At 60.4% G+C, this 17,847-nt stretch carries 15 protein-coding genes; 8 read left to right on the forward strand and 7 right to left on the reverse strand.

Annotation, left to right across the window (positions count from 1 at the left end):
* Positions 1-15 precede the first annotated feature (15 nt).
* Positions 16-1,236, forward strand: a complete 1,221-nt coding sequence (locus G359_RS14205) for an NADP-dependent isocitrate dehydrogenase (RefSeq protein ID WP_045836660.1) — start codon at positions 16-18, stop codon at positions 1,234-1,236.
* 42 nt (positions 1,237-1,278) lie between these two features.
* Positions 1,279-1,881: a class I SAM-dependent DNA methyltransferase gene (locus G359_RS14210; protein WP_045836661.1), complete on the forward strand. Its 603-nt coding sequence runs from the start codon at positions 1,279-1,281 to the stop codon at positions 1,879-1,881.
* Between the two features lie 672 nt (positions 1,882-2,553).
* Here the strand turns inward: G359_RS14210 and G359_RS14215 are convergent.
* The 3 genes from G359_RS14215 to recA all read right to left on the reverse strand — a co-directional run bounded on the left by G359_RS14215 (position 2,554) and on the right by recA (position 7,233).
* Positions 2,554-3,027 (reverse strand): hypothetical protein, encoded by a 474-nt coding sequence (locus G359_RS14215; RefSeq protein ID WP_045836662.1) that lies wholly within the window; start codon positions 3,025-3,027, stop codon positions 2,554-2,556.
* 162 nt (positions 3,028-3,189) lie between these two features.
* Positions 3,190-5,886, reverse strand: coding sequence for an alanine--tRNA ligase (alaS, locus tag G359_RS14220; RefSeq protein WP_045836663.1), 2,697 nt, complete (start codon positions 5,884-5,886; stop codon positions 3,190-3,192).
* 210 nt (positions 5,887-6,096) lie between these two features.
* Positions 6,097-7,233, reverse strand: coding sequence for a recombinase RecA (recA, locus tag G359_RS14225; protein WP_045836664.1), 1,137 nt, complete (start codon positions 7,231-7,233; stop codon positions 6,097-6,099).
* Positions 7,234-7,447: 214 nt separating this feature from the next.
* On the opposite strand from recA, the gene G359_RS14230 reads away from it, so the two are divergent.
* Both G359_RS14230 and fae read left to right on the forward strand, forming a co-directional pair.
* Entirely contained in the window at positions 7,448-7,981 is a 534-nt protein-coding gene (locus tag G359_RS14230) for a hypothetical protein (RefSeq protein ID WP_156150784.1), read from the forward strand.
* Between the two features lie 141 nt (positions 7,982-8,122).
* Complete coding sequence (gene fae, locus G359_RS14235) at positions 8,123-8,695, forward strand: formaldehyde-activating enzyme (protein ID WP_045836666.1); 573 nt, start codon at positions 8,123-8,125, stop codon at positions 8,693-8,695.
* Between the two features lie 93 nt (positions 8,696-8,788).
* On the opposite strand, the gene G359_RS14240 is transcribed toward fae, so the two are convergent.
* A complete protein-coding gene (locus G359_RS14240; RefSeq protein WP_052699391.1) occupies positions 8,789-11,398 on the reverse strand; it encodes a hybrid sensor histidine kinase/response regulator in 2,610 nt (869 codons plus the stop codon).
* A 169-nt stretch (positions 11,399-11,567) separates the two neighbouring features.
* Here G359_RS14240 and G359_RS14245 point away from each other — a divergent pair, with 169 nt between their 5' ends.
* Positions 11,568-11,957 (forward strand): hypothetical protein, encoded by a 390-nt coding sequence (locus G359_RS14245; RefSeq protein ID WP_045836667.1) that lies wholly within the window; start codon positions 11,568-11,570, stop codon positions 11,955-11,957.
* A gap of 6 nt (positions 11,958-11,963) precedes the next feature.
* Here G359_RS14245 and G359_RS14250 read toward each other — a convergent pair whose 3' ends face one another.
* Entirely contained in the window at positions 11,964-12,236 is a 273-nt protein-coding gene (locus G359_RS14250) for a hypothetical protein (protein WP_156150785.1), read from the reverse strand.
* A 101-nt stretch (positions 12,237-12,337) separates the two neighbouring features.
* A complete protein-coding gene (gene dksA / locus G359_RS21145) occupies positions 12,338-12,775 on the reverse strand; it encodes an RNA polymerase-binding protein DksA (RefSeq protein WP_045838036.1) in 438 nt (145 codons plus the stop codon).
* Between the two features lie 613 nt (positions 12,776-13,388).
* On the opposite strand from dksA, the gene G359_RS14260 reads away from it, so the two are divergent.
* The 3 genes from G359_RS14260 (at position 13,389) to asnB (ending at position 17,057) form a co-directional block, all read left to right on the forward strand.
* Positions 13,389-14,234, forward strand: a complete 846-nt coding sequence (locus G359_RS14260; RefSeq protein ID WP_045838037.1) for an AAA family ATPase — start codon at positions 13,389-13,391, stop codon at positions 14,232-14,234.
* Positions 14,235-14,433: 199 nt separating this feature from the next.
* On the forward strand, positions 14,434-14,685 hold the full coding sequence (locus tag G359_RS14265) for a hypothetical protein (protein ID WP_082072943.1): 252 nt from the start codon (positions 14,434-14,436) through the stop codon (positions 14,683-14,685).
* A 332-nt stretch (positions 14,686-15,017) separates the two neighbouring features.
* Positions 15,018-17,057 carry an asparagine synthase (glutamine-hydrolyzing) gene (asnB, locus tag G359_RS14270; RefSeq protein ID WP_045836670.1) on the forward strand — a complete coding sequence of 680 codons (2,040 nt, stop codon included), beginning with the start codon at positions 15,018-15,020 and terminating at the stop codon, positions 17,055-17,057.
* 21 nt (positions 17,058-17,078) lie between these two features.
* Here asnB and G359_RS14275 read toward each other — a convergent pair whose 3' ends face one another.
* The gene (locus G359_RS14275; RefSeq protein WP_045836671.1) at positions 17,079-17,756 is read right to left on the reverse strand and encodes a TetR/AcrR family transcriptional regulator; all 678 of its coding nucleotides are present in this window, start codon (positions 17,754-17,756) and stop codon (positions 17,079-17,081) included.
* Positions 17,757-17,847 lie beyond the last annotated feature (91 nt).

Here is a 17,847-nt window from a genome sequence, read left to right on the forward strand (position 1 = left end):
TTCGCGAGACATCCCATGCAGAAAATCAAGGTTGAAGGCACCGTCGTCGAACTCGACGGCGACGAGATGACCCGCATTATCTGGAAGCTGATCAAGGACAGCCTGATCCACCCCTACCTCGACGTTAATCTCGAATACTACGATCTGAGCGTCGAGAACCGCGATAAGACCAACGATCAGGTGACCATCGACGCCGGCAACGCCATCAAGAAGCACGGCGTCGGCATCAAATGCGCGACGATCACCCCAGACGAAGCGCGCGTCAAAGAATTCAGCCTGAAGGAAATGTGGAAGAGCCCGAACGGCACAATCCGCAACATCCTCGGCGGCGTGATCTTCCGCGAGCCTATCATCTGCAAGAACGTGCCGCGTCTCGTTCCCGGCTGGACGGAGCCGATCATCGTCGGCCGCCACGCATTCGGCGATCAGTATAAGGCGACGGACTTCAAGTTCCCCGGAAAAGGCGTGCTGACGATCAAGTTCGTCGGAGAAGACGGCGCCGTCATCGAGAAGGAAGTCTTCAAGGCTCCGGGTTCGGGCGTCGCGCTTGCGATGTACAATCTCGATGAATCGATCCGCGAATTCGCACGTGCCTCGCTCAACTACGGCCTGTCGCGCAACTATCCGGTCTATCTCTCGACGAAGAACACAATCCTCAAAGCCTACGACGGCCGCTTCAAGGACATCTTCCAGGAAGTCTACGAGGCCGAATTCAAGGCTGAATTCACGAAGCGCAAGCTGACCTACGAGCACCGCCTCATCGACGACATGGTGGCGAGCGCACTCAAGTGGTCGGGCGGCTATGTCTGGGCGTGCAAGAACTACGACGGCGACGTCCAATCCGATACGGTTGCGCAGGGCTTCGGATCGCTCGGCCTGATGACGAGCGTGCTGATGACGCCCGACGGCAAGACCGTCGAAGCGGAAGCCGCACACGGCACCGTTACGCGCCACTACCGCGAACATCAAAAGGGCAAGGAAACGTCGACGAACTCCATCGCGTCGATATTTGCCTGGACGCGCGGCCTCGGACACCGCGCCAAGCTCGACGGCAACGAGAAGCTTGCAAACTTCTGTAAGACGCTCGAACGCGTCTGCATTCAAACCGTCGAGTCGGGCTACATGACGAAGGACTTGGCCCTGCTCGTCGGCCCCGACCAGAAGTGGCTCTCGACAACCGGCTTCCTCCAGAAGGTCGACTCCAACCTCAAAGCCGCGATGGCGAAGACAGCATAGCCGAAAGCCTCAGCTGCAAGCCGAGCAGGAGCAACGCGTGCCATGAGTGCCGATCCGGATCGCATCGTCGGTCTCTACGAACGGCACGCATCCACGTGGGACAGCCTGAGATCACGGAGCCTGTTCGAGCAGCCGTGGCTCGAACGGTTTCGTGCGTTATTGCCGCCCGCCGGATCGGTTCTCGACATCGGATGCGGATCAGGCGAACCCATCGCACGTTTCTTCATCGAGACAGGCTACCGCTTGACCGGCGCGGATTCCTCCCCTGCCATGATCGCGATTTGCAAAGAACGCTTTCCGAGTGCGTCTTGGAACGTCGCGGACATGCGAACCTTGTCGCTCGGTCAGCGCTTCGACGGAATGATTGCGTGGGATAGCTTCTTCCATCTGCGCCGTGACGAGCAGCGCAAGATGTTTCCTCTCTTTCGCGAGCACGCCAATCCGAACGCGGTGCTGATGTTTACGAGCGGAACTTCCGATGGAGAGGCTGTCGGAACATTCGCTGGCGAACCGCTCTATCACGCGAGCCTGGCCCCCGAAGAATACCGCGCCTTGCTTGCCGAGAACGGCTTCGAAGTCGTGTCCCAGGTGTTCGAAGATCCAGAGGTCGGCGGCCACACCATCTGGCTCGCGCGGCACAAGTAGCGCCACCGCACGGGCTCAAAGCTAGAAGAGCGCGCAAACCTCTCTCCGTCATCCCGGCGAAGGCCGGGATCCATCCAGGCTGGATACTCGCAATGAACGGACACTTGGACAGATCCCCGCCTACGCGGGGATGACGTTCTGGAGTGGGCGTGGCAGCGTATTTATGTCCGTCATCCCGGCATAGGCCGGAGTCCAGGCAACCGTCCGCGCATTCGCCGCGTGCGATCCGCTCCGAACGGACAGCAACCATTCAACCTACTGAAACTTGTCTGGGTGCCGGCCACCGCCGGCATGACGGAGCAGGTGGCTACACGTTCCAACCACGGTCATCCGCGCCACCGTCAAAGCCGATCGTCAACTTGTCATCCCGGCCGGAGCGCAGCGCAGAGCCGGGACCCAGGACCGCGACGAAGGTAGGTCCCGGGTCTCGCAAGATGCGCGCCCGGGATGACAACAGTGTTTGCTACTTCAGACGTCATCCCGGCGAAGGCCGGGATCCATCCAGGCTGGATACTCGCAATGAACGGACGCTTGGACAGATCCCCGCCTACGCGGGGATGACGTTCTGGAGTGGGCGTGGCAGCGTATTTATGTCCGTCATCCCGGCGAAGTCCGGGATCGCCTGGCGGCCGGCTCCGCGAAGCGGAGTCGCCAGGCGCAACCACAGAATTATTATTTCTTCCCCGCCGCGATCTGCTGATCGACCTCGGCCTGCATCTTCGCCGTCATCACGTTGAAGTCGTTCTGCAGTTTGGCGCATGCCTCGGTCGGGCCATCGCAAACGACCTTCATCTTGACCGTGAGATCTTGCCCTTCCTGCACCACCTTGCGGCAGACGGCGGCGGGATAGGCTGGATTGCGCTTCGTCGTGAACGTGTACATCACGCTCGCGTTCTTCGGATCGTCGCTGAAGGCGGTATAGAGTTCGCTCGTATAAACCTGCAGCAGACCGGACTTCGTCGAATAGCGCGCAATCAAATCCTCAGCCTTCCCGACCGGATCGCCGCAAAATTCCTGCGCCGCAGCTGCCGTCGGGCCGGCGGTCGGCGCCGGAGTTGCCGGCAGCTTGACGATGGCGTCGTCAGCCCATGCCGACGTCGTGACAAACAAACAGGCGGCGAAACTCAGCAAACGCGTGCGTGTCATCTGCGGTGGTCCTCGGGTTCAGAAAGCGGCGGCTATATAGCGCATTTTTCCCGGCGGTCATTAGTGAATTGCCCGCAAGGTAATGCGCTAGCCACTTCGCAGTGCAACAAAAATTCCCCGACGTCACACTCGCTCACACCAAGGATTATCACCCTTGCCGTGTCAGCTCGCGAGACGAGCTTCGATGGCCTTCAGCGCATCGCCCGCTTTGGCGCCATCGGGACCACCGGCCTGCGCCATGTCCGGACGCCCGCCGCCGCCCTTGCCGCCAAGCGCTTCCGCGCCGGCCTTGACGAGATCGACCGCGCTCCACGTCTTGACGAGATCATCGGTAACGCCGACCGCGAGGCCCGCCTTGCCGTCCTCTGTGACGCCGACGACCGCGACGATACCCGACCCGACCTGCTTCTTGCCGTCATCGATCAGCCCGCGCAGGTCTTTCGGATTGAGGCCCTGAACCGTCCGCGCAAGAAGCTTCACGTTGCCGATACTGCGAATGGCCTCGCCATTCCCGTTAGCGCCCGCAGCTGAGCCGCCACCGAGCGCGATCTGCCGCTTCGCGTCCGCAAGCTGCTTCTCAAGCGCCTTCCGTTCCTCGACGAGATGCTTCAGCCGCTCGATCAAATCTTCGGGCCGCGTCTTGAGAAGGGAAGCCGCTTCCTTCACGCGGGAATCCTGCTCTTCGAGATAGGCGCGCGCGCCCTCACCCGTCAGCGCCTCGATGCGACGGACACCAGCCGCGCTGCCGCTCTCTCCGACGACGCGAATGAGGCCGATGTCGCCCGTCCGCGACACGTGCGTACCGCCGCAAAGCTCGACCGACCACGCCTTGTTGGCGCCGGGCCGCGTCGATCCCATCGACACGACGCGAACCTCTTCGCCATACTTTTCACCAAAGAGCGCCATCGCGCCCGTCGCGCGCGCATCGTCGATGCCCATCAGCCGCGTGACGACCGGCGTGTTCTCGAGCAGCACCGCGTTCGCCATGTCCTCGACGGCTTTCAACTCTTCGAGCGACATCGGCTTCGTATGCGAGAAGTCGAAGCGCAAACGATCGGGCGAAACGAGCGAACCCTTCTGAGCGACGTGCGTGCCGAGCACTTGCCTGAGCGCTTCGTGCAGAAGATGCGTGGCCGAGTGATTGGCACGCGTCGCGGACCGGCGCGCATGATCGACCTCAAGCTCCACGGCGTCGCCTGTCTTGAAGCTGCCCGCCTCAACCTTGCCAAAGTGCACGAAGAGATCGCCGAGCTTCTTCTGCGTGTCGGTCACGCGGAACAGCGCGCCCTTCGGCCCCTTGATGACGCCCTGATCGCCGAGCTGGCCGCCGCTCTCGCCATAGAACGGCGTTTGGCTGACGACGATCGCGCCCTCGTCGCCCACTTTGAGTTCCTTGGCTTCCTGGCTTCCGGAAACGAGCGCGGTTACGATGCCCTCGGCCGCTTCGGTATCGTAGCCGAGGAACTCCGTAGCGCCGGTCTTGTCCTTGATCTCGAACCAGAGGCCTTCTGTTGCGGCCTCGCCCGAACCCTTCCAGGCCGCGCGCGCAGCATCCTTCTGCTTCTTCATCGCATCGTCGAATGCTGCCGTGTCGACGGTGATGCCCCGCGGCCGGAGCGCGTCTTCGGTGAGGTCGAGCGGGAAGCCGTAGGTATCGTAGAGCTTGAACGCGACGTCGCCCGGAAAGACCGCGCCCTTCTTGAGATTGCCCGAGCTTTCGCCGAGAAGCTTCAAGCCGTTGTCGAGCGTGCGCCGGAACTTCGTCTCTTCGAGCTTCAGCGTCTCGGCAATGAGCGGCTGCGCTCTGACGAGTTCCGGATAGGCATCCCCCATCTCGCGTACGAGCGCCGGAACGAGATGATACATCAGCGGTTCGGTGCAGCCGATCTGAGCGGCGTAGCGCATGGCCCGCCGCATGATACGCCGGAGCACGTAGCCGCGGCCCTCGTTCGACGGCAGCACGCCGTCGGCAATCAGGAAGCTCGTCGAGCGCAGATGATCGGCGATGACACGCCGCGCGACGTGAAGAAATTCGGGACTACCCTCAACACCGCTCTCCTTCGCACCGGCTTTTCCAGCTTCCTGACGAATGGCCTGGATGAGGTTCTGGAACAGATCGATGTCGTAGTTGTCGTGCTTGCCCTGCAGCACTGCCGCGACGCGCTCGAGCCCCATGCCCGTGTCGATCGACGGCTTCGGCAGCGGTACGCGGTCCCCCGGAGCGCGCTGCTCGAATTGCATAAACACGAGATTCCAGATCTCGATGAAGCGATCGCCGTCGGCATCCGCCGAGCCCGGAGGACCGCCCGCAATCTTATCGCCGTGATCGAAGAAGATTTCCGAGCAGGGGCCACAGGGACCCGTATCGCCCATCTGCCAGAAGTTGTCGTTCGTCGGGATGCGAATGATCTTGCTGTCCGGGAAGCCCGAGATCTTCTTCCAGATCGCGTATGCTTCGTCATCGGTATGATAGATCGTGACAAGCAGCCGCTTCTTGTCGAGGCCGAAGTCCTTCGTCAGCAAATTCCACGCAAGCTCGATCGCGCGCTCCTTGAAATAGTCGCCGAACGAGAAGTTGCCGAGCATCTCGAAGAACGTGTGATGGCGCGCCGTGTACCCGACGTTATCTAGATCGTTGTGCTTGCCGCCGGCTCTGACGCACTTTTGCGACGTGGTCGCCCGCGGAATGGCGCGCGTCTCCTGGCCGGTGAACACGTTCTTGAACTGAACCATGCCGGCGTTCGTGAACATCAGGGTCGGGTCATTGCGCGGCACGAGCGGCGATGACGGCACGATCTCGTGTCCGTTCTTTCCAAAGAAATCGAGAAACGAAGCGCGGATTTCGCTGACGCCAGCCATGTGGTGCTTTCGAGCCTGATATTGAGAGTAAAAATGCTCCGAGAACGGACCTCGGAACGGCTTAAGGCCGCCGTTGTAGCGGCGGCCTCTATTCGTGTCTAGAAACGGCGCATGCGCCCTGCTGCCCCTACCGCGCCCGGCGGCCGGCTCGACGAAGGAGGATAGCCGGGCGCAAACCGAAAAGACGTCGCCGGCGCCAACCAAGAACCCTTACCGCTTCGCCTTGGCGACCTTCTTGCCTGCATCCTCGTCCGGAAGAACCCCGTCTTCGTCCGGCTCTTCGCCGTCGTGCTCGCCGGCACCCGGATCGGCAAGCATCTTCTCGACGATCAGCCCGGCATTGGCGCGAATGGCCCTCTCCAGCTCAGCTGCAGCTTTCGGGTTGTCCTTGAGATACGTCTTGGCGTTCTCGCGGCCCTGACCGATCCGGTCGCCGTTGTAGGAGAGCCAAGCGCCCGATTTCTCAACGAGACCGGCTTTGACGCCAAGGTCGATCAACTCGCCAACCTTCGAGATGCCTTCGCCATACATGATGTCGAACTCGACCTGTTTGAAGGGCGGAGCGACCTTGTTCTTGACGACCTTGACGCGCGTTTGGTTGCCGACCGTTTCCTCGCGCTCCTTGATCTGCCCGATGCGGCGAATGTCGAGACGAACGGAAGCATAGAACTTCAGCGCGTTGCCGCCCGTCGTCGTCTCCGGGTTGCCGAACATGACGCCGATCTTCATGCGGATCTGGTTGATGAAGATCACCATCGTGTTCGACTTGGAGATCGAACCCGTCAGCTTGCGCAGTGCCTGACTCATCAAACGCGCCTGCAGACCCGGCAGGCTGTCGCCCATCTCGCCTTCGAGTTCGGCCTTCGGCGTCAGCGCCGCAACCGAATCGACGACCAGCACATCGACAGCGCCCGAACGCACGAGCGTATCGGCGATTTCCAGAGCCTGCTCGCCCGTATCCGGCTGCGAGATCAAAAGGTCTTCGACCTTGACGCCAAGCTTCTTGGCATAACTCGGATCGATTGCGTGCTCCGCGTCGACGAACGCGCAGATGCCGCCTTTCTTCTGCGCTTCGGCGACCACCTGCAGCGCAAGCGTCGTCTTGCCCGAGGATTCAGGTCCATAGACTTCGATGATGCGCCCCTTCGGCAACCCGCCGATGCCGAGCGCAATATCGAGTCCGAGCGATCCCGTCGAGATCGCCTCGATGTCGAGCTTGTCGTGGGCGCCGAGCCGCATGATCGACCCCTTGCCGAAGTTCTTGTCGATCTGCGCGAGTGCCTGCTCTAGCGCCTGCTTCTTATCCATTTTGCCCCCTTCGAGCACAGTCCAGTCCGGCCGTTCCATCGTGTCACCCTCAATCCCTATGGCAAGCGCCCAACGCCATCAATTAAGGATCTGTGTACTTGATTTGTTCCGAATCTGTCAATCTCGTTTTGTTCTCACGCTGCGCGGTTTGCGAAGCTCGGAATCTATTAAGCCCTACACCTGTAACCGGTGAAACAGCGCCACTTGTCGCCCGGGCGCAATCTCTGTGCATGATCAAGCCAAGGAGGCTCCCGTGCTCAGGATTTCCGCCACTCTACTCGCTGCTCTCGTAGTCGCCAGCGCATTCGCTTCGACCGCCGCCGAAGCACGCATGGGAGGCGGTGGCCACTTGGCGTTCTTCCTCCTCCGCGCCGGAGCCCACGCCGCCGAGCAGAACGCCTGGGAACAGCAACGGCGTCGCCGGTACGAAGCGGCGCGTGAAAGAGAGCGCCGGATTGCCGAGGCCCGAGAAGCAGCTGCCGCAAAGCGCGCGCGCCTCGCGGCCCTGCAGAGACGGGAAGCTCAGAAGCTCGCGGCCGCCAAGGCAGCAGCCGCAGCGGCTGAGCACACGGCGTCAGCCGACACCACGACCGTTGTGGCCAAGAAGACCGACCGCCTGCCGGAAACGGCTCCCACAACGACACCCGTCTCGGAGGATACGTCTTCGGCAACGACCGCCAGCACCACGGCTGTCGCGACTTCCGAGGCAACACCGCCCGTCGCAACGAACACCTGCCGCAAATATTCAGCCGCCGCCGACGGCCTTGTCGATACGCCCTGCGAATAACGGGCAGGCGCCAAAATCACCGCACCTTCTGGAACGCGCCATAACCGCAACTTATGGCGCGTCTACCTGCGCCCTGGGTTATCTCAAGTCATGCGCCTAAATCCGGCGCCTCGACGATAACGAAGGAAAAGGTGAACACGAATGAGTAGTCCTACGTCTCAGCCCCGATCGGGGCGTTTCGGCATCCGCGTCGGCGAAGCCCTCGTCGCAGGCGGCCCGCCGGGAACCGCAGCCGAACCGGAAGTCGCGATCGGCGAGATGGACGGTCCGTTCGGCACCGCCTTTGCGACCCTCCTCGGTGATCAGGTCAAAGGCCACACCCGCGTACTCTCGCTTCTGAACACCGACGTCATGGTGCGCCCACCGACGCTTTGCGTCAGCAAGGTCACCGTCGATAACGAGCGTTATACGAGCATCCTGATGGGCACCGTTCAATACGCGACCGCCATGGGCGTGCTCGATGCCGTGCGTTCAGGTGACCTGCCGAAGGACAAGGTCGACGACCTCGGCATCATCGTTTCGGTATGGCTCCATCCGTCCGTCGCGACGATCGAAAAGCTGGATCATAAAATCCTGTTCGACATTCACCGCAAGGCGACCTCGCTCGCCATTCATAAAGCGATGAATTATCAGCCCTCGATCGATTGGCTGCTCGAGAACCAGGACAAGATCATCCACAAGTACTTCGAGCGTGGCTTGAAGGGCGAGATTTAAAACGCTCTTCGCGCATCGCGGCCGGCTCTGCGGAGCAAAGTCGCGATGCGTTTCCCCTCCCCCTTGCGGGGAGGGGTCAGGGGTGGGGTAATATTACTTCGCCAGCTCTTCTTTCACCTTCGCAGCCAGCTGCGGCAGCGAGAAGGGTTTCGGCAGGAACGCGAAATCATCCGATCCCATCGTCTCGCGGAAAGCTTCATTCGGATATCCCGAGACGAAGATCACCTTGATCGACGGATTGCGCTTTCTGAGTTCCTTGAAGAGCGCAGGACCATCCATCTCCGGCATGACGACGTCCGACACGACGATGTCGATCTCGCCCTCGTTGGCCGCCATCAGCTCGAGCGCCTCGACGCCGTCGGCAGCCTCGATCACCTGATAACCCTGGCGGCGAAGCGCCCTGACAGCGAACTGCCGAACTTCGACTTCGTCCTCGACGAGCAGGACGCGCCCCGTTCCGGTGAGATCGGTCGCATTGAGCTGCCGTTTCGCGGCCGCGATGGTCTGCGGAACAACGGTTTCGACATCTTCGCCGTCTTCGACGAAGTAGCGCGGCAGGAATACCTTGAACGTCGTGCCCTTGCCGATCTCACTTTCGGGCAGAATGAAACCGCCCGACTGCTTGACGATGCCGTAGACCGACGCCAGTCCGAGCCCCGTGCCCTTGCCGACACCCTTCGTCGTGAAGAACGGCTCGAAGATTTTCTCCATCACTTCGGGCGCCATGCCGGTGCCGGTATCCGCGACTTCGATGAGAACGTACTCGCCCGTCGAGAAGCCCGGAACGCCGCTCATCTTCTGGCTTTCGCGCTCGGGCACGTTGCGTGTCTTGATCGTCAGCTTGCCGCCATTCGGCATCGCATCGCGCGCATTGCGGACGAGGTTCAGGACGACCTGATAAAGCTGATCGCTGTCGGCCTTCACATACCAAAGATCGCGCTCGGCCTGAATCTTGAGTTCGATCTTCTCGCCGCATTGAGTCTTAAGAACCGGCAGCATGTCCGAAGTCAGCTCGCCGGCATTGAAAACCGAAATCTGCTGCGTCTGCTTGCGTGAGAAGCCGAGAAGTCCAGCGACAAGCCCCGCCGCACGGTTCGCCGCCGACTGAATGTTCTTGATGTCCCGATACGCTGCGTCGCTCGGCCGGTGCGTCTGCAGGAGGAGATCCGAGAAGCCGATGATCGCCGTCAGCACGTTGTTGAAGTCGTGCGCGATGCCGCCAGCGAGATTGCCGACCGCTTCCATCTTCTGAGCCTGCGCGACGCGGCCTTCGAGCGCCTTCTGCTCGGTCGCGTCCATCACATAGAGAGCAGCAGCCGCTCCACCCTGCACCGCTGCAAGAGGCGACATGTAGATGCGGCGCGTAAATTCCCGTTGCGCGCCCGCCGTGATTTCGATCGGCTGAATGTTGCCGCGGCCGGTAAGAGCCTCGCCAAGTCCCGCCTCGATGCGCAGACGCTCCTCAGGGTCCGCCGTACGGCAAAGGGCTTCCGCGGCCAGCACATCTTGCGCCGGCTTGCCATCCAGAACCATCCGCATGAAAGCGGTGTTGCAGTTAGCGATCCGGCCTTCCGCGTCGAGCGCGGCGATGCCGAACGGCGCCGATTGGAAAAATTGCGATGCCCGAACATCCTGCTGTCCGCGGTCGACGAGCCCCGTCGTCTGCCGGTTGATCGCGGTGATCGTAAAGCCGTGTTCGCCCTGATTGCCGATCGGCTCGACGAGCAGCGTCAAGGCCACGATGCGCCCGTCCTGCCGCGTCAAGTCGAGATCGATGATGCGCTGATCGGCTTCCGGAATGGTCGCCATGAGTTTCAGAAGACGTAGACCTTCCGTACCCGCAAGTTCCGCGAGACTGAGGTTGCGCACCCGCAGCGCCCCGGCCGAATAGCCGAGCCACTGCTCGAAAGCCGCGTTGACGTGAAGGATCCCGCCCTCGCCCGACACCCACATGAAACCGGCCGGCATGACGTCGAACGCTGCGAGCGATGCCTCGAGTCTCTCGATGTGCTGAGCTTCCTGGCTCTTCTCGCTCGAGATATCGATGATCTGCCACGAGACGAGTCGCTGGCGCGGCGAAACATCTTCCGCTCCGTGATCAGGCGGCGAAAACGGACGTACGCTAATGCGAACCCAGGACGGCCGCCCCTCGATGCCTGGACGCAACCGGACATCCTCGCGGCGCGCTTCGCCGCGTTCGGCAGCCCGCGTCAGCTGAAAGAAGGCTTGGGTACCTTCCGCATCGTGCGTCAGCAAAGTCTCGAGTGCCGAAAACGGCCCCGCCTCATGCCTGCCCAGAACCTCTCCGACCGCAGCGTTGGCGTAAAGAACCGTTCCATCGGTATTGGCGATGATCTGCGGCTCGTCCTGTGCGTCGACCGCGGCTTTGAGGAAGTCACCCGCCGAGACCCGTGCGCCAAGCCGGATATGCCCCGCCGCGATGCCGAACAGCATGAAAATGCCGAACATCGCCAGGAGCGCGATGACCGTCAAAAGCAGCGGCTCGCCCGATCCGCTCGCGAGCAGCCCGAACAGAATGGAGCCACCGGCAGCGGCGACTATGATGATAGGGAGGAAACCGCCAAACCCTTCCGCTGAGCTCAGCGGATCGATCGGGGCGGCATCGATCCTCAACGCCTCGCGATCCTTCATGGACCGAGAACCTAGCTGATTCTCGAAAATCGAGACGTCGGACTGGGGCATGGATATGGAACTCAAACGCAACTGCAACTGTACCGCAACGGTGCGGCGATTTTCGCTTGCATAACACTTCGCTTAAGAGAGTTAACATGCGGTCAACTCGGAGGTATCGAAACGTTGATCGTCGAAAGAAATCGATACAGCCGGCGGCGAAATCCTGGGCGAGGCGGAAATGGAAAATTATATCTTCTGGACGGTCATGCTGGGCATTCTGGCGGTGCTCAGTGCAGGAGCGGCCGTTTTCCTCCGCGCCTATCTGACAGGAACCGCGCCGACGGCCCTTCTGTTCCGGCCTAAGGGCGAGCGCCGCCTCGAAGTTGTGGATCATGCGACCGTCGATGGCCGCCGCAAGCTCATCCTCATCCGCCGCGATGATGTCGAGCATTTGATAATGACGGGTGGCCCGGTCGATTTGGTTATAGAGACGGGAATCAATTCCGCCTCCCGCCCTCATGTAACGGCACCAAACGAGGTCGTCGCAGCGCCACCGGTACGCCGGATGCCGGTCTTCACGCGTGCCCCAGATCCTATGGATTCCTTGGACGCCCCGCCCAAAATCTGAACGCACTTAGCGTGATGAATCGACGTCGCCGAAATCGGCCATTGTGAGCTTGCTGAGATCAAGCTTCCGCGTCGCGATCGCGACAGGATTGATAGCCGCCTTTGAGCCGTGCACGACGAGGCCTGCCGTCGATACTTTCCAGCCAAGGTCCGTATCGCGCAACGAATGCGCGGCGACGGCAGCTTTTAAAGGCTCAGCCCGAACCGGAAGAGTTTGCGCAACGCCGCCCGTCGCGGCCACGACGGCGGCAGACAATGCTAATAAAATACGAGCGCTCACGACCCAACCCCAATTCAGACGCCTGCACAGGCACGCTGAATGTGAGCCGAAATCTTTAACGGGACGTGAAAAGCCGTTTCGAAAAGAAACGGCTTTTCCAGCTATTCTTCGCGATAGACCTTCTCGCGCCGCTCGTGACGCTCCTGCGCTTCGACCGACAGCGTCGCGATAGGACGCGCGTCGAGACGCTTCAGACCGATCGGCTCGCCGGTATCTTCACAATAACCGTATGAACCGTCCTCGATCCGGCCCAGCGCCGCTTCGATCTTGGAAATGAGCTTGCGCTGACGATCGCGCGTTCTGAGTTCAGTCGCGCGATCCGTTTCGGACGTCGCCCGGTCCGCAAGGTCCGCATGCTGAGTGGAATCTTCATGCAGGATCGCAAGCGTTTCGCGCGTCTGGCGAAGGATCTCGTCCTTCCAGTCGAGCAAGCGCTTGCGGAAATAAGCCTTGTGCATGTCATTCATGAAAGGCTCGTCCTCCGAAGGCTTGTAGCCCGGCGGGAGAGCAATATCCGCAATCTTAACGCGTGCAGCCATCTTGCTGTTTGTACCCTCTGACTTTTTCGGCGCCGCCGGCTTCGCGGCAGCCAATGTCCTGGCCGGCGCACTTGCCGGGATCGGCTTCTGAGACGCCGGCTTGCTAACGGCCGAAGCCGTGTTCCCCGTCGGAGCCTTCGTCTGTGCCACTTTTGCGACGGTCTTTGCCGCCTTGGTTTTTGACGGCGCCGGCTTTTTGGCCTGAGCAGCCTTTGCCGCGCTCGTTAAAATTTTGTCATTCTTCGCCGGACCAGCGGCTTTCGCGACGGGCTTCTTGGCGACCGTCTTAGGCTTCGCCGTCTTCGTTCCGGTTGCCTTGCTCATCGTCGCCTCTCCAGAGGCTTGCGTTCGCTCGAGCCGATCGTCCTCCGCCGAAAAAAGTCGAACCGCGAGTCGGCCTCGTTCGGCCGAACCTTATCTATGGACGAGGCCCCCTGAGTCAAGCTCGCTACGAAGCCATGCTAAATTTGATACATCTTGCTTTACTTGAACGATTTCAAAAGCTTATACTTGGAAACCGCATTCCTCAGCCTTCGGCCCTTCTCAGATCCTTGGCCAGGAGTGCTCTTCAGTCACCTTGCTCCCCTCTCCGCAGGCCCCCTACACACCAATGATGAGCTTCGAAGGCACCTCCTCTTACGTCGCCACGCCCGACCTCAAAATCGCGGTCAACGCCGCGATCAGGCTCGAGCGTCCGCTCCTCATCAAGGGCGAGCCCGGCACCGGCAAATCGGTTCTCGCGACCGAGGTTGCAAAGGCGCTCGATGCCCCGTTGATCGAGTGGCACATCAAATCAACGACGAAAGCCCAGCAGGGTCTTTACGAATACGACGCTGTTTCGCGCCTGCGGGATGGCCAGCTTGGCGATGAACGCGTCAAGAATATCGCCAATTACATCAAGCGCGGCAAACTGTGGGAAGCCTTTGAGGCACCACAACGCAGCGTGCTGCTGATCGACGAAATCGATAAGGCGGATATCGAATTCCCCAACGATCTACTGCAAGAGCTCGATCGGATGGAGTTCTTCGTCTACGAAACGGGCCAGACGATCAAAGCCAAAACGCGTCCCGTCGTACTCATTACGTCGAATAACGAGAAAGAGCTGCCCGACGCCTTTCTCAGGCGATGCTTCTTTCATTTCATCAAGTTCCCCGACGCCGAGACGATGCGCCAGATCGTCGATGTGCATTTCCCCGGCTTGAAAAATCGCCTCGTCAACGATGCGCTTCGCGTGTTCTACGAACTGCGCGACGTGCCCGGCCTGAAGAAAAAGCCGTCGACGTCAGAGCTTCTCGATTGGCTGAAGCTTCTCCTGCACGAGGACATCGACCCGGCACTTCTGCGCGAGAGCGATCCGAGAAAGCTCGTGCCGCCCCTTGCCGGCGCACTGATCAAAAACGAGCAGGACACGCATCTTCTTGAACGCCTTGCGTTCATGACGCGCCGCCGCAACGAGTAGATCGGCGCGCGGAAAACGATCTGAACACAGAGCTAATGCCTCCCGTCAAATTGCACCTTGCGGGGAATATCGGCCTTTAACGCCAGATTGCCTCCCTTTTCTATTGCCTTGATTTCTCCCTCCGCTTGCGGCCCAATGAAATCAGCAAGCGCACGAAGCTTGCTATAAAAAACAAGAAGCGCGTGAAAGGGACCACCAAATGAGGAAAGCTTTCATAGCCTTGGGCGTGATCAGCGCTCTCGGTCTTGCCGCCTGCGACAACTCCAAGGAAAAAGCCGAAGCCGACAAGGCTGCCACGGACGCGAAGGCCGCTGCTGACAAAGCTGCTGCCGACACGAAAGCGGCTGCCGACAAAGCGGCCGAAGAAACCAAGGCCGCAGCCGATAAAGCCGCAGCTGACGCAAAGGCTGCTGCGGACAAGGCAACTGAGCCCGTCAAGCCGAACCCATGATGTGCACCGCTCGCGGGCAGCAACCCGCGAGTACGTATACAATAAGGCTAGACGCGTAAGGGCTTCCAAAAGCCGTTACGCGTCTGATGCAATGCTGCGATCCAGCCGCTTTTTTTGCAGGAAATGCTGAGCGACGCGCGTATTTGTCGCGAACGGTAACCACCATTGCGAACGCTGGTGGCCATATAGGTTTCGGCGCACCATCCCGGATCACGGTTGGTGCAGTCTGAGGAGCGCACGCGTCTCATCATCCGGCGGAATGAGACGGTGCAGCAATTTTCATCCCCTCGCTGGGCGCTCAATCTGCTCCCCGAGAATTTTTGGACGATCCTATGTGCGGTATTTTCGGAATAATCGACCTTAAGGGCAGACGGTCCGTTCCGCTCTCAGTTTTGAAGCGTGCGGCTGACGCGATGGTTCATCGCGGACCCGATGAGGACGGCTACCTCCAGCGCCCCGGCTTTGGATTCGCTTCCCGCCGCCTCAGCATCGTCGGACTGGCCGACGGGCAGCAGCCTGTTTTCAACGAAGACAAGCAGATCACGGCGATCTTCAATGGCGAGATCTACGATCACGACGATTGGCGCCGCGATCTGAAAAGCCGCGGCCATGTTTTGACGACGCACTGCGATACGGAAGTCTTCCCGCACATGTGGGAAGAGTATGCAGAAGACATGTTTGAGAAGCTCAACGGCCAGTTCGCCGTTGCCCTCTTCGACGAGCGCAAGCAGAAGTTTATCCTCGCGCGCGACCGCTTCGGCATCTGCCCCCTCTTCTGGACGCGCACGACGCGTTTCGGGACCGACTGGCTGATCTTCGGCTCGGAGATCAAGACGATCCTCGCGACCGGGATGGTCGAAGCAAAGCCCGACCGGCGCGGCATCGATGCGGTATTCAATTTCTTGGCCGTGCCCGGGCCGTTCAGCTGCTTCGAAGGCATCAACATTCTGCCGCCGGGACGGTTCTTGACGATCTCGCGCGGACGCATCGGCGAAGACGCGACGATCGACGAGCGCACCTATTGGGAAATGGATTTCCCGGCCGCGGGCAAAGAAGCGCGCGGACAGAACGAGAAGCAGCTCGTCAACGATTTCGAACGCGTTCTATACGACGCTGTGAAGCGCCGGCTGCGCGCCGACGTTCCTGTTGCCTCGTATCTCTCAGGCGGCGTCGACTCGAGCACCGTCGTTGCGATGGCGAAGGACATTCTCGGTGCCGCACCCGCGACATTCACCGTGAAGATCCGCGACCCGAAGCTCGACGAAACCGAGCAGGCCGCGATCATTTCAAAGCACCTTTCCGCCGACCCCTACATCGTGCCGTGCGGGTCGGAAGACATCGTCGCGAATTACCAGAAGCTGCTCGTCGCCACGGAAGCACCCGTAACCGATACCTCCTGCACTGCACTGATGATGCTGGCGGGAAAAGTGCACGAAAAAGGCTTCAAGGTCGCGCTGACGGGCGAAGGCTCGGACGAATGGCTCGCCGGTTACCCCTGGTACAAGTTCGATCGCATCAATGAATGGTCGGGCAAGGCGACTGCCGGGCTATTGCCGCCAATCGTGCAGAAGTCGTTCTACCGGTGGCTCGGCTGCAGCGACGATGCAATCGCCTATCTCGAACGCTGCGCGAAGTCCGCAGGCGGCATGCATCCGTTCCAAAGGTTCTATGATCTTTTGAGCCCGTCGCGATTCCGCTTCTATAGCCCAAGCATGCTTGGCGCCTTGAGCGCCCACGATCCCTATGCCGCCATCGAGCCGGACGTTTCGCGCGCGAAAACCTGGCATCCGATCAACCGCGCCGTCTATTGGGCAGGAAAAATCCATCTGCCGGGACAGCTGCTGAGCCTCAAGGGCGATCGCATCGCCATGAGCCAGTCGGTCGAAATGCGCTATCCGTTCCTCGACAACAACGTCTTCGACTTCATCGCCGGTATCGATCCGAAGTGGAAGCTCAAAGGCCTCACCGAAAAGTATCTGCTCCGCCGCGTCGCCGAGAAATGGCTGCCGGAATCAATCGCATGGCGCCCGAAGGGTATGTTCCGCGCACCACTCGATGGCTTCTTCCTGCAACAGCGCCTGCCCTACGTCGACGAACTGTTGAGCGATGCCTCGCTGAAGAAGAGCGGATATTTCGATCCCAGCGCCGTGCGCGAATGGCGCGGAAAATATAAGGATCTGTCGCCTTGGGGATATCAGCGCAGCTCCGCTGAACTCGGTCTCGTGGCGGTGCTCGCGACGCAGCTCTGGCACCACACCTACATCGACCCGACGCTCGCCAATCTCCCCGATTGGAGAACCATCGCGGGCGTCTCGAACGAACGGCGCGATCTCGACTTCGCCGAGAGAGTGCCAGAAAGCGTCGCTTGCTAGCACCTCTCGGGAAGTGAAAATTTAGCGCAGTTCGGGCGTTCCGTAGGCTGCCAAGAACATCGCAAGCGCGGACGCAACGTTGTTCTCGATTTCCTCACGCGATGCCGGCTCGGTGATCGCACCAAAAAGCCGTGGGCGGATGATGGAGGCTTGTATCAGCTCCAAAAACTGCATGGCGGCGAAATAGGTGTCGGGGATCTTCAGCCCGCCCGCCGCAATGTGATGATCGAGATATTTTGCGACCGCGCTCGCAACCCGCTTCGCCCCGCATTCGAAAAACTCTGTTCCGACTTCGGGCATCCGCTCGGCGACGCCGATGACGATCCGATGTGCGGCGATGACGAATGGCTGGGACATGATCGTCAACAGCTCGACGCCGAATGCAGTCAGACCTGTTTTGAACGGCTTCTCGGTATCGAGCAGCGAGATGATCTCGGAGATGTTGCGATCGCGCCGTTCGGCGCAGATCGCCGTGAAGAGATGCTCTTTATCTTGGAAATAGACGTAGAGCGTCGCCTTTGAAACGCGCGCCTCGCGGGCCACATCGCTCATGCTCGAGGCGTCAAACCCGGTCGTCGAAAAAACCCTGCCTGCCCCCTCTAAAATCTGTCGGCGCTTTTGCGGATCGGTACCGGCCGCGGGTCGGCCGCCGCGCCGCTCCTCTTTCGCGAACGCTGAGGCCAAATGAGCAGCTTCCATAGCAGTAATCCTTACACATTCTGAACTTGTAGTTCAGCAGCTAGAGATTAATTCGAACCAAACGGTTCAGTTTCATCTTGATATTCACCCA

The sequence above is a fragment of the Hyphomicrobium sp. 99 genome (genome assembly GCF_000384335.2).
Classification (GTDB): Bacteria; Pseudomonadota; Alphaproteobacteria; order Rhizobiales; family Hyphomicrobiaceae; genus Hyphomicrobium_B.